The organism is Boudabousia marimammalium, from assembly GCF_001936115.1.
Classification (GTDB): domain Bacteria; phylum Actinomycetota; class Actinomycetes; order Actinomycetales; family Actinomycetaceae; genus Boudabousia; species Boudabousia marimammalium.
This window is the reverse complement of record NZ_MPDM01000002.1, coordinates 264,565-277,417: the sequence shown is the minus strand read 5'-3', so window position 1 is coordinate 277,417 and position 12,853 is coordinate 264,565. Positions and strand designations below refer to the sequence as shown.

Annotated in this window: 7 protein-coding genes; 4 read left to right on the top strand and 3 right to left on the bottom strand. The window is 52.9% G+C overall.

Annotation, left to right across the window (positions count from 1 at the left end; all coding sequences use genetic code 11):
- Nucleotides 1-14: 14 nt before the first annotated feature.
- Both pta and BM477_RS02780 read right to left on the bottom strand, forming a co-directional pair.
- Nucleotides 15-1,640 carry a phosphate acetyltransferase gene (gene pta / locus BM477_RS02785; RefSeq protein WP_075361145.1) on the bottom strand — a complete coding sequence of 542 codons (1,626 nt, stop codon included), beginning with the start codon at nt 1,638-1,640 and terminating at the stop codon, nt 15-17.
- A 172-nt stretch (nt 1,641-1,812) separates the two neighbouring features.
- Nucleotides 1,813-5,469, bottom strand: coding sequence for a YhgE/Pip domain-containing protein (locus tag BM477_RS02780; RefSeq protein ID WP_075361144.1), 3,657 nt, complete (start codon nt 5,467-5,469; stop codon nt 1,813-1,815).
- 111 nt (nt 5,470-5,580) lie between these two features.
- On the opposite strand from BM477_RS02780, the gene BM477_RS02775 reads away from it, so the two are divergent.
- Nucleotides 5,581-6,267 carry a TetR/AcrR family transcriptional regulator gene (locus BM477_RS02775; protein WP_075361143.1) on the top strand — a complete coding sequence of 229 codons (687 nt, stop codon included), beginning with the start codon at nt 5,581-5,583 and terminating at the stop codon, nt 6,265-6,267.
- A 30-nt stretch (nt 6,268-6,297) separates the two neighbouring features.
- On the opposite strand, the gene BM477_RS02770 is transcribed toward BM477_RS02775, so the two are convergent.
- The gene (locus tag BM477_RS02770) at nt 6,298-7,671 is read right to left on the bottom strand and encodes an MFS transporter (protein WP_143230182.1); all 1,374 of its coding nucleotides are present in this window, start codon (nt 7,669-7,671) and stop codon (nt 6,298-6,300) included.
- Nucleotides 7,672-7,779: 108 nt separating this feature from the next.
- Between BM477_RS02770 and guaA the strand changes: the two genes are divergently transcribed.
- From guaA to BM477_RS02755, 3 genes are all read left to right on the top strand, one after another.
- Nucleotides 7,780-9,378: a glutamine-hydrolyzing GMP synthase gene (gene guaA, locus BM477_RS02765; RefSeq protein ID WP_245792830.1), complete on the top strand. Its 1,599-nt coding sequence runs from the start codon at nt 7,780-7,782 to the stop codon at nt 9,376-9,378.
- A gap of 22 nt (nt 9,379-9,400) precedes the next feature.
- Nucleotides 9,401-9,883, top strand: a complete 483-nt coding sequence (locus BM477_RS02760) for a GNAT family N-acetyltransferase (protein ID WP_075361141.1) — start codon at nt 9,401-9,403, stop codon at nt 9,881-9,883.
- A gap of 735 nt (nt 9,884-10,618) precedes the next feature.
- A complete protein-coding gene (locus tag BM477_RS02755; RefSeq protein ID WP_245792846.1) occupies nt 10,619-12,736 on the top strand; it encodes an AAA family ATPase in 2,118 nt (705 codons plus the stop codon).
- The last annotated feature ends 117 nt before the right edge of the window (nt 12,737-12,853 follow it).

The window sequence follows — 12,853 nt, the reverse complement described above, 5'->3', positions numbered from 1 at the left end:
CAGTAATAAAACCGTTACTTTGCGAGGGAGCCGCCCTCGACGGATTGTGCCTGAACAGCGGTGATAACTACCGTGTTCACGATGTCTTCCACTAGGGCGCCGCGAGACAGGTCGTTCACCGGACGCTTCAAGCCCTGCAAGATCGGGCCTACAGCGGTCGCCCCTGAAGTGCGCTGCACAGCCTTGTAAAGGGCGTTACCGACCGACAGGGACGGGAAGATATAAACATTGGCCTGTCCAGCTACCGGGGAGCCCGGCATCTTGGAAGCGCCAGTGTGCGGGTCGTAGGCGGCATCGAATTGGAGCGGGCCGTCCGCCACTAGTTCTGGGGCCTTCTCCTGCAAAATGGCGGTGGCTTCCTTCACGGCGTCCACGTCAGGTCCGGAACCGGAGTTACCGGAAGAGTAGGAAATCATCGCAATCTTCGGATCCACGCCGAAAGCCACGGCAGTTTCAGCAGAGGAAATCGCAATATCAGCCAGCTGCTCCGGAGTCGGGTTCGGGTTCACCGCACAGTCACCGTAAACATGCACCTGATCGGGCATCAGCATCAAGAAAACAGAGGAAACAATGGAAGTTCCCGGCTTTGTCTTAATGGTCTGGAAGGAGGGGACAATGGTGTGAGCCGTGGTGTGGGCGGCGCCAGAAACCATGCCGTCAGCGTCACCGAAGTACACCATCATGGTGCCGAAGAAGGACACATCCTGTACCTTCTCACGGGCCTGCTCCAAGGTGACGCCCTTCTTGGCGCGGAGCTTAGCGAACTCAGCGGCGTACTTCTCTACCAGTTCCGGATCATGGTTCGAAATGACCTTGGCGGCATCAATGTTGAGCTCCAACTCTGCGGCGCGGGCGCGGACAGCTTCCTCGTCACCAATCAAAATCAGGTTCGCCACATCCAAAGCCAGCAGCCGGTCGGCAGCCTGCAGTACGCGGTCATCCTCGGGCTCGGGCAAAACAATAGTCCGCTTGTGCTGGCGGGCTCGCTCCACCAGGTCCAACTGGAACTGGAGCGGAGTAACGACGCCAGAAACCTGAGTGTCCAGCAAAGCATCCAGCTGATCACCGAAAGCCTCACGCAGCGTCTGCGCGGCAGTGTCGGCTGAAAGCTCATTCACAGCAGCGATGCTGAGGTTCAAGTGGGCTAGTTCTTCCTTCAGGTGGCTGGCTTTACGTTCCGGGTTGCCCGCATCCACGACTAGGACGCCCGCAACAGTCGCGTGATGAGCCTGAGCGGTAGCCAGTGCGGTGCGCACCCCCTGGCAGGGGCAGCCGTGCCGGTTAGACAACACCAGCAGCACCGGGGAACCTGTGTTCACCGCAATGTCAAGGTTGGTGCCGAACTCATCCCAGCCGCCAATGAAAGCGTAATCAGAACCGGCTGAGATGATAGCGTCGGAATCCAACTGACGGAACTTCTCCACAATCTCCGTCATCTTCGCGTCAGGGTCAGAAAGGAAAGCCTTGTAGGTTGCACCAGTGGGCATGCCTTCACCCAGTTGCAGGGTGCGCTCATTCGTCAAATACCGGAACAGGGAAACGGACTGGCCCTTTTCCTCCAGAATCTGCGTGAGTCCCTTGATTACGGCGTCGCGGGCCTCAACGGGGGCAACAGTCAACACTGACAATTTGCGAGACATAGGATTCCTTCCCAAAAGAAAATGGTGTGAATAGTCTTTCCGTTGCCAATGTTAGTACGTTCCAGTCCAATATGGGTCCCCAGACCTATGTGAATCGCCACAATGTTACGGATTGAACAATGTGGCGATTCACTGGTTCTGCACTAGCGCAGGGTGCCGCGTGGATGAAGGCTTATTTCGGCTCTTCCATGCGGAGCAAGACGCGCTCAGGAGACACCACTGAGAGACGGTCGGTTGCTTTCTCTGCGGCCGTACCAGGGAAGGCCAAAGCCGGATCGAAAGGTAGCGGACGCTGAGCTGAACGGGCCTTAGCAGCCCACAGAGTCAGAATCCAAGAAACTACCGTCCACAACAGGATTACCAGCAGACCGTGGGAGAGCGGGATTCCGCCGCCCACAATATTGGTGCGGATACTGGCAGCCAAGTGTGTCATCGGAAGCAGAGGCGAAATAATCTGCAGGAACTTCGGTGCGGTCTCGATCGGGAAGGTCGCGCCCATGGAGGAAATCTGCAAGATCAGTAGCACGACCGACACGAAACGCCCTCGGTACCCCAAGGTGGCAACGCAAGCCTGGTTGATGGAAACGAAACAGATCGAAGCCAAGACCATGATTGCAGTGAGCGTGCCCAAGTTCTGCGCATTCAAATCCAGAAGCAACTGCAGACCCACAACTGCCGCGAGTGCCTGCAAGATGCCCAGCAGCACCGTGGTAGTGAAGGAGCGGGTTGCGGACAGCCACCACTTCTCGTTCTTGAAGCGGCGGGCGTCCAAAGCCGGGAACACGAAGAACATTGCGATGGAGCCCACATACAGTGCCAGAGCGATAAAGAAGGGGGCGAAACCGATGCCGTTATGGGAAGCCGGATGGAGGCGCTGACTATCGACCTTAATCGGATGTCCAGCAGTCTTCGCTACCGCAGCGGCTGAAGCATCAGAGAAGCTCGGGATCTTATCCGCTCCCTCCTGTAGCTTTTCCGCCAGGGTGTCGGCACCCTCATTGAGCTTTTGGGAGCCATCCGCCAAACGCTCAGAGCCGTCAGCTAGTTCACGCGCACCAGAGTGTGCGTCACCCAGCTTATTGGCGAGGGTGTTCGCGCCGGAAGCCGCCTGCGTTGCGCCAGACTGCAAGGACTTGCCGCCATCTTGTGCGGTCACCAAGCCGCCGTAGAGGCGGGTCGCGCCACTGGCAGCCTGCTTCGCTCCATCCGCCAAACGCGGGGTCTGGGCAGCCAACTGCTGAGAGCCATCCGCAATCTGAGTGGAAGCGGCGGCTAGGCGATCCGCCCCGGAAACTAGCTCAGCGGAACGGTCAGCCAACATGGCGGAGCCGCCAGCCAGGTTACGAACGCCCGGAACAATCCGGGTGGTCAGGCCTTCATGCAGGCTCTGCGCTGCGGCGCCAGCCTTTGCTACGCCGGCATCGAGACGGTTCATGCCGTTCTTTAGCTGCGCGAAGCCGCCCAGCAGAGTGTTCGGTGCCTGCGCCGGGTCAGCTGACTGGAAAGCAGTATCCAGCTGGCCGAGGCCGGCAGAGAGCTGATGTGCGCCGGCGCTGAGCTGCGCAGCTTGGGGAGCTGCGGCGTTCACCTTGTCGGAAAGCTGCTTAGCCCCCGCGGAGAGTACCTTCAGCTGTTTCGCCAGCTCAGTGCTACCGGCGGAGAGCTGCCGTAGCTTCGGCTGGCTGGCTTTCATGCCATCGAGTAGCTGAGTGCTGCCCTGATCTAGCTGGCTAATGCCACCCTGTAGTGCGGTTGCTCCGGCAGCAAGCGGTTTCGCCTGCGTAGCGGCTTCATCTAGTTTTTGGACCAGTTGGGCGGAGCCAGCTTCCAGCTGCGTCACGGCTGCGGGAATCTGGGAGGCTTGCGCCAGTTTCTCTAGCTGGGGGCCGGCTTTAATGATTGCCTGGTTGAGCTGATTTGCCCCCGCGGCTACTTTCTGGTTACCGGCCGCTACTTTACCGGCGCCAGCCTGGGTGGCGGTTGCGCCGCCTTTCACCTGGTTAGCCAGTTGTGACCAGCCGGGAATTCCTGGAATACCTTTGGCGCGTAAACCTGCGTCAAGCTGGGTGCAAACCGGATCGGTGGGGAGGGCCTGGCAGAGCTTCACCAGTGAGGCAACAATCTGCGCATTTGCGTCAGTGCCTTGGCTGAGGGTGCCCAGCGAGGTGTGGAGCTGGTCGGCGCCAGCTTGGGCTGCCTGCGCGCCGGCCGCTAGCTGCCCCGCCCCGGTCTTTAATTGGTTTACCTGCGCGGGAAGCTGATCGGCGGCAGCGAGGGGAGCGGTAGCGGTCTTGAGCTGTTTCAAACCGGCGTCCAGTTGTCCCACGCCATCGCGCAGAGTTGGTTGCGCTGGGTCGGTGCCCGGGGATAGTTGTGCAATGACTTTCGCAATGCCGGCAAATAGTGGCGGAGTCTGAGATTTCAGCTGCTTGGTGCCGTCATGTAGTGCGTTAACCCCAGAGTAGAGGGAGGGCTTACCGTCAACGATGCCAGGCTGGAACTGCTTAGCGACTGCACCGACGCCCTGATTCACCTGGTCGGCGCCAGCGCTGAGCTGAGCTGAACCGTTCGCCAGCATTAGTGCACCATCAGCCAAGCTGGGCTGATCTGGGGTGGTGGCGGGGTCGCTAAGTTTCATCTGTGCGGCCAACTGGTCTACGCCGCCTGCCACCTGTTGGGCTCCTTGTTGCAGCTGTTTGGTTGCGGCGGCGGCCTTCTGGAGGCCCTTTTCATACTTTACGCTACCGGCCACCAGCTGCCCGGTGGCGTCGCGTAGGGTCGGGTTGGTGGGGTCGTTTCCAGCTTGGAGAGCTTGAGCTAGCTGCTGGGAGCCCGCTACGTACGAGGGTGTGCTCGGGTCGTTTGAGGTTGTCATGCCGGCTAGGAGGGCGGCGGCGCCATTCTTTAGTTGGTCAACGCCGCCGGTGTAACCGTGCACGCCGGTGGATAGTTGCTTCGCGCCGGCCTGGGCTTGCTGCGTGCCACTGTTTAGTTTCTGGACGCCTTCATTGAGGGCGACTGCGCCGGTCGCAATCTGGCCGTTAGCGGAGTTCAACTGGACCGCGCCGGAGGCTAGTTCACGTAAACCGGTGACCAAGCGGGTGGTGCCATGAGCCAGTTCATGGTTACCGCTGGCCAGTTTCTGGGCCCCATTCTTTAGCTGCCTAGTACCGTCGGCTAGAGTTTCGGTGCCGTCACTGAGCTTTTTTGCTCCTTCAGAGAGTTCCCCGGTAGCGTCTTCAAGCTTACCGGCGCCGTCTGCGGCTTCGTCCATCCCTTCGTGGATGCTGTCAATGGAGACGAGGACGTTATCAATGTAGCGTTCTGCGCCATCCCCGGCAACGATGTTTTCTAACTCTCGGGAGACGCTTTGCGCCATGGTGCCGGCTAGGTAGTTGACCCCGTCATCGGTATCTAGTTTTAGGACTGAGGGCTCCACTTTATCTGCGTCATCCCCGGCTAGGCCGGTGAGGTTTTTAGAAAATCCGGCGGGGATGGTGAGGACTGCACGGTAGGTGCCGTTGGTGAGGCCGTCACGGGCGGTCTTTTGATCCGTTAGTTTCCAGTTGAAACCGACTTCTTCATCATCTTTGGGGTGGGTGAGGCGGTCACTGAGTTCGGTGCCCACATCAATCCGTTTTTCATCCCCGCTGGGGGTGGTTGCGGTAGCGGGAGAGTCTAGGTTCACTACGGCTGCGTCAAGCCGATCAAGTCGGTTCAAGGGGTCTTCGTAAGTCCACGTGAGGAGACCACTGTAGAGCAAGGGGACGCAGATAACTGCTGCGATAATAATCCCGTTTGCGATTCTATTTCCGGATAGTCGTTTCACGATTATTCCTTTCGAGTATCATTAATAAAAACGATACACTCCTGTATCCATGTCGGCAATGTGTCGCAGGGTGATACATGAGACAATGTTTCGTGGAAAGAAGGGAAGACCGTGAAAAGTTTCACTATTCAACTTGGATCTGGGCGAGGTGCAGGAAAGATTGTGACCCCGCGACGCGCCGCAACTAGGGCAAAGCTGGTTTCCGCGACGCGTGAACTCATCGCTGAGCGGGGTGTTGCTGCCACCTCGGTGGAAGAAATTTCAGAGCGGGCAGGATTTACCCGCGGCGCATTCTATTCAAACTTTGACGATATTTACGACATTCTCACTATTGTTTCCGCCCAAGAGTTCGCAAAACTGCAAGAGGGCCTGAAGGAGGCATGGGAGCGGGTCTTGGCTGAGAACCCGAATAATGCCCTGTCGTTGAGCGAGATTGCGGAAAAACTTTTGGCCGCCATCCCTTTGGGGAAAGACTTCTATCTGATCCAGTCGGAGCTGGCATTATTGATGGTTCGCAAACCGGAGCTACGTCAAAAACTTGCGGTCCCGCGGGAGCTTTTCCATCAGGAGCTGGGTAGTTTCTTGGAGCTGTCTTTGCGCGCCCTCGGCCTGAAACTGCGGGGCGACCGCCGCGCTATCACCGAGACGATTGTGGCTTTGCTTCGTCACGCCTCGGAGGCAGCTTTGACCAGTGGTCGCACTGAAAACCTGATTGATCCCAGTGAGCACGCCCGGATTATTATCCCGGTCCTCATGGAAGCGGTCACTGAGGAAGCTAGGGGTCACGAAAGCAAATAGCTACAGTCAGGCCGGCGTTGAGACGATCTCTTACTGGGTGCGCTGGTCAGAGAGAATCTCCCGCTTGTTAGCCCGTCGGTTTAAGTAGAGGAGTGCAAAAGCGGAAGCGGACCCGACCGCAGCGACAGCAGTGATCAGTATGAAAATGTAGTTGAATGCGGTCTTCGGGTCGCCCGGCAAGCTGTCCAGAATGTAGCCGTTGAGCTGCAAAGCCCAAAGAATTGAAGCGAAAGCCATAAAAGAGTTCACGCTCATGGCGGAGCCGACCAGCTCATGCGGCAGGTTAAGTTCCGCGACGGGCGCCTGTTGGAGGGCTTTAGCCATCATAATGACAAAAGCGGAGAGGGAAATAATGATGAGTGCGGGAACCGTCCAGGATTTTTCACCCGGCACCATAATCAGCGTAAACAGGACCGCTCCGGACGCCAGCATGGTGATTCCCAAGGTGAGAGTGCTGGATTTGAAGATATGGTCAGCTAGGTAGCCGCCGACCAGGCCGCCACCGAGGCCGAGGACGAGGGCGTTCACGGTTGCGTAAGTGCTGGCTGTGGTTTCACTCATCTGGTAGACGCGAACAAAGAACGGTGTCGTGTAAACCAAAGTGGTGTAAACCCAGTACACGCAAAGACCGACGAGGCCGGCCAGCCAAATACGCGGGAATTTGAGGGTTTGGATGAGACCTTGGAAGGCTTCTTTGCTGGAGACTGCGACCACCTCGGTATCCTCACTGACTTCGCCGTCTTTCGCGGGATCTTTCGGCACCCATAGGTAGATGAACAGAATCATGGGCAAAGTCAGCAGCGCATAGATCACCATGATGCTTTGGAAAACCAGCATCATGCCGCTGAAGAGGGCAAGCGTGGCGATGGCTATCCCGTTCAGGAGGGCTTCTCCGCCGGCGCGGAATGCAGTGAGTGCGCCGAAGCCGATTCCTTTATTGTTTTCCCCTGAAAAGAGCACGACTCCTTTCAGGACGGCTGGCCAGAAGATGGCATCCCACACACCCCAGGTGAAAGTAATAATCAGCATGATGGTGAAGCTGGGGCGGAACAAAATCATGATCAGTGCCGTCACCAGACGGTACGCTAAGCCGGTCATGAGGACATGGCGAACATGGAAACGGTTGTTGATCCAGCCGGCGGGAATGTAGAAGAACACGGCTGTCCCCAGCATGGTGAACAGCAGGCCGAACTGTTGGTCGGTGAGGCCGTAGTAGTCAACAATGCGCTGGTAGAAAGGAATCTTGAAACTCTCGAAAGCTGAGTAAATGATTTGTCCAGAAAACACTACGGTGAGGAATGCGGACAGCTGCTGTTTCGAGTGGAATCCTTGTTTGGCGAGGAAGTTCATGCCTTCTCCTGGCGTATGATGACGTCTAGCTGGGGCAACTATTTCTGCTGCCACTACACTGTTGGCGGCAGGTTGCCTGATGATTGTACTCAGATTTTGTTTCGCTGTAAAAATATGTGCGGTAGTGGGCGCGGAACCCTCGGAATCAGGTAATCTATACGGGTGACTACGAATGCTTTGAACTCAAACCAGTACGGTACTAATGAACGCCCAGTCTTGGTCGTCGATTTCGGCGCCCAGTATGCGCAGCTGATTGCCCGCCGGGTGCGGGAGGCCCGCGTCTATTCTGAGATTGTTCCCCACACCATGAGTGTGGAGAAAATGCTGGAGAAAGACCCGGCCGCCATTATTCTCTCTGGCGGTCCTTCCTCGGTTTATGCCGAGGGCGCTCCCAATGTGGATCCCAGCCTGTTCGAGGCGGGCGTCCCCGTGTTGGGGATCTGCTACGGCTTCCAGGTGATGGCCGCTTCTTTGGGCGGCAAGGTGGGCCGCACTGGCACCCGCGAGTACGGGCACACCGAAACTAAGGTGTCTGAGGGTTCCTGCCTGTTTGCGAACACCCCGCTGGAGCAGTCCGTGTGGATGAGTCATGGGGACGCGGTTCAGGCCGGACCCGAGGGTTTCACGGTGACCGCATCGACGGATCAGACGCCGGTCGCCGCTTTTGAGAATCGGGAGCGTAAACTGTTCGGTCTGCAGTGGCATCCTGAGGTGAAGCATTCAGCTTATGGCCAGTCCGCTTTGGAGAACTTCTTGTATGAGGGTGCCGGTCTGAAACCGACCTGGACGCCCGGCAATATTATTGATGAGCAGGTGGAGCAGATTCGCCGCCAGGTGGGGGATAAGCAGGTGATTTGCGCGCTTTCGGGCGGCGTGGATTCTTCCGTTGCGGCCGCCCTCGTCCACAAAGCTGTAGGCGATCAGCTGACTTGCTTCTTCATTGATCATGGCCTGTTGCGAGCCGGTGAGCGTGAGCAGGTGGAGCGCGATTATGCCGCCACAATGGGCATTAAAGTTGTCACGATTGATGAGTCTGAGCGTTTTTTGAACGCTCTGGCAGGCCTGACTGAGCCGGAAGCTAAGCGCAAAGCGATTGGCCGTGAGTTCATTCGTTCTTTCGAGGCCGCTCAGCGGGAAATGATTGCGCAGGCGGGCGCTGACGGCAAGGATATCGAGTTTTTGGTGCAGGGCACGCTTTACCCTGATGTGGTTGAGTCTGGTGGTGGCGAGGGCACTGCGAATATCAAGTCGCATCACAATGTGGGCGGTCTGCCCGATGATTTGAGCTTCTCTCTGGTGGAGCCCTTGCGTGAACTATTCAAGGATGAGGTCCGGATGATTGGCCGTGAGCTGGGCGTGCCGGAAAAGATTGTTGCCCGCCAGCCTTTCCCCGGCCCCGGCCTGGGTATCCGCATTATTGGTGAGGTGACTTTTGACCGGTTGGAGACGCTGCGTGCAGCGGATTTGATTGTGCGTGAAGAGCTCACTAAGGCTGGTCTGGATGAGGAGATTTGGCAGTGCCCGGTGGTGCTGTTAGCGGATGTGCGTTCTGTGGGCGTGCAGGGCGATGGTCGTACCTATGGTCATCCGATTGTGTTGCGACCGGTTTCTTCCGAGGACGCGATGACGGCTGACTGGACCCGCCTGCCCTACGATATTTTGGCGAAGATTTCTAACCGGATCACTAACAGTGTGCCTGATGTGAACCGGGTGGTTTTGGATGTGACTTCCAAGCCGCCGGCGACTATTGAGTGGGAGTAAGCCTGGAAAGCTTAGTGCATCAATGCTGCATTTAGAAGAAATTAACGAATCTAATATTTGGGAAATTCTGAAACTTACAGTTCATGATGACCAAAGTCGTTTTGTTGCAACTAATGCAGTTAGCTTAGCGGAGGCATACTCTCTACGTAATAGTGACGCAAAGGTTTTTCCTTTTGGCGTTTATGCTGGTGATTTGCCGGTTGGCTTTATCATGATCAGCTATGGGCGAGCTGCATCATGGGATAGTGGTCTAACCATTGCCAGAAATAACTATGGCATATTGCGAGTGTTAATAGGGAAAGAACATCAGCACTTGGGGTATGGCAAGAAAGCAGTGGAACTGGCGATAGAGTTTATAAAATCATCGCCATTTGGAGATGCTGAAGTCTGCTGGATTTCCTATGGGGCAGAGAATACTGCCGCGCGGAGGCTGTACTCATCTTTTGGGTTCGTTGAAGACGATGAGATGGTGGGCGACGAAATTCTTGCGACGCTGAAGCTCTGAGTGAGTTACAGTCGCCATTCTTTACCAAGGATGACAACACTTAGAATCCTGTATAGGTCCTACACGCTTGGAATACTAGCCAGGTTCTATTCCCAGCACTCTCGCTGAGATTAGTTGGACTTTAGTCTCTATCAGAGCGTATCTATTTGTGAACACACTGAAAATGGTATGGCTGTAATGCTGTAATTCTTTGTAATTAACAGTCGATTCTCGGGAGAGGTAACCTGTTCGTCGTGTGAATTTGGATTTCTGATACTAAAATTTTGCCACGTTACAGAACAGCCTTTCCGTACGTCAAGCCGTATAAGCGAGAAGCTTCTATGTAGTTCCCTAATATCACGAGCGCGAGGTGTGGGATACGACTTGTGGAAGCTTGGTTCTATTATGTGGATTGCACGCCATGGTTAGACGCCATGTTTGTGTATTTATGATGAGAAGTCATTATTAGAGACAAAAATACTATGGTTTATGTGTGAGAAGAAGTTATCACGGCAGTGAAACCGATTGTAAATGCATTATTCTTCATGTTCATAAGTTGGGAAATCCTTCCATCGACATTGAGCTATCTCCGCTTCTGTCTGCAACACATCATAAAGAAGTGTCCGATGTGATACGTGGCTGGTCTATGAGGTATTGTTCAGAAGTCGCATTGAAGTCCGTAATGTTTGTTATAGTGGTGTGATTCTAAACATTCTTTTAGAGTGATGTTTGACGGGGTTTGAGAGGGCTGTGAGTATGGAAATAAAAATAAATAATTGCAATAGTGTAGACGAGGGTATCGTTGTTATAGAAGAAAATCGTCTGAACATTAAGTATGCCGTTAACGGTACCGGCAAGACTACTATTTCCAAGGCGCTTCAAGCGTTTTTGTCAGGCAATGATGAGGAGAAAAAGAAACTAATACCGTTTAAGTTTCGCGAAACTGATTCTGGGGTAGAGCCCGATCTATCTGGGTATGAAAGATTTCGAAGTGTAGCTGTTTTTGATGAAGAGTACGTTCAAAGTTATGTGTTTCAAGCAGATGAGATTATTAAGAATAGCTTTGAGATTTTTGTTAAAACTGCTAACTATGACCGATACGAATCTGAGATTGCTGAGTTGATCAGTTGTGTAAGTAGTTCATTTGCTGAAGACTCTGATTTGGGGGATTTAATCTATGTTTTTGAAACTTTCGTACGTAGTTTTGGTAAAGCTAAAAGTGGATACTCTAAAGCTGGAGAGATAGCTAAGGGACTTGGTAAAGGTAATAATATAGATAATATTCCTAGTGGTCTTGAAGTCTATGAACCCTATCTACATTCACCCTCAAATGTCGACTGGCTCAGATGGCAGCTTGCAGGCAAAGAGTACCTCGAAATCGCGGATACCTGTCCGTATTGTGCTAGCAATTTGCAGGAGTCGCATCGAGACACTATTTTAGACGTAGGAAATGAATACGATCGCAACTCAGTTACAAAGCTGACTCGTCTACTCACAGTTTTTGATGGTCTGAAGCCATACTTGTCAACTGACACTACGACCAAGCTTACACAAATATATAAGAGCTCTATAGGGCTAACAGATAATCAAATTAAGTACTTGATTGAGATTAAAGACCAAGCTAATAATGTACTGCAACAACTGAATAAGTTGAAATCTCTTGGTTTTCACACGCTCAAATACTCTGAGAGTATAAGAGATGCGCTCGCAGAGTACAGAATTTCGATTTCAGAATGCTCTAATCTGCAATCAGAGCTGATGGGTAACATAGTAGAAGAACTAAACTCGAGATTGGATAAGGTGATTGAAGTAGCTGGAAGACTGCAGGGTCAGGTTAATCAGCAAAAGAGGCACATAAAAAATACAATTGATAAATATAGTAAAGAAATAAATGACTTCTTGTTTTATGCTGGCTACAAGTATCAAGTCTCAATTGAATATGAAGAAGATAGCAATTATCGTTTGTTGCTAAGGCATATCGATAGCAATAGTCGTCTTGAGAATGCTAACGAGCATCTCAGCTACGGAGAGCGAAACGCGTTTGCTCTAGTGCTTTTTATGTATGAAACCATTAGTAACAATGTTGACTTGGTGATTTTGGATGATCCGATATCGTCTTTTGATGGAAACAAGAAGTTTGCTATTTTGAACATGCTATTTATGGGGAAGACGAGCCTTAAAAATAGTACCGTCCTGCTCTTTACTCACGAATTCGGTACTGTTATTGATGCTATCAAGAATATGTCGGGAAAGATTGAACCGTCTCCTACAGCGAGTTTTCTGTCGAATAAAGATGGGGAGCTTGTCGAACTGCCCATCCGTGGGCAAGACATAAAATCTTTCGTGAATATAGCGGAAGCTGCATTTGTCTCGAATATTGATTCTCTGAATAAGCTAGTGTATTTTCGTCGTTTGCAGGAGATGGAAGGGGATAAGGGGATTGCTTGGCAACTGGCCTCAAATGTTTTCCATAGGAGGGAAAATCCAACGGTTAAGTGCGAAGATGGAACATTTCGTGAGATGACGGATACGGAGATTGAGAGAGCGTCACTGGAAATCCGAAGTCGGATTCCAAATTTTACTTATGAGAATGAGTATCAAAAAACACAGGACGTAACTCTGCTAATAGATTTGTATAGAAAGAGTAGTAGCAACTATGAAAAGATGCAGCTATTTCGAATAATATTCAATGAGAATCATTCTAATGACGTGATTAGAAAGTTTATCAATGAATCGTTTCATGTTGAAAATGATTATCTCTTTCAGCTGGATCCTCGTGACTATGACACGATACCACAATATGTGATAGCCCAATGCAATCAAGAAATCCGTAGAGTAGAGGATGAAATGCAATCTGGATTTTCCACTGCCTGACTCAATCTTAAGGGATCCTCTTTTCGTAAAAGTAGTATATGTGGAGTGTTGCATAGTAGATACAATTATGTGATGCAATATTGCTGGCAGGCTATGTGGTGGTTGTTGGCAGTATCA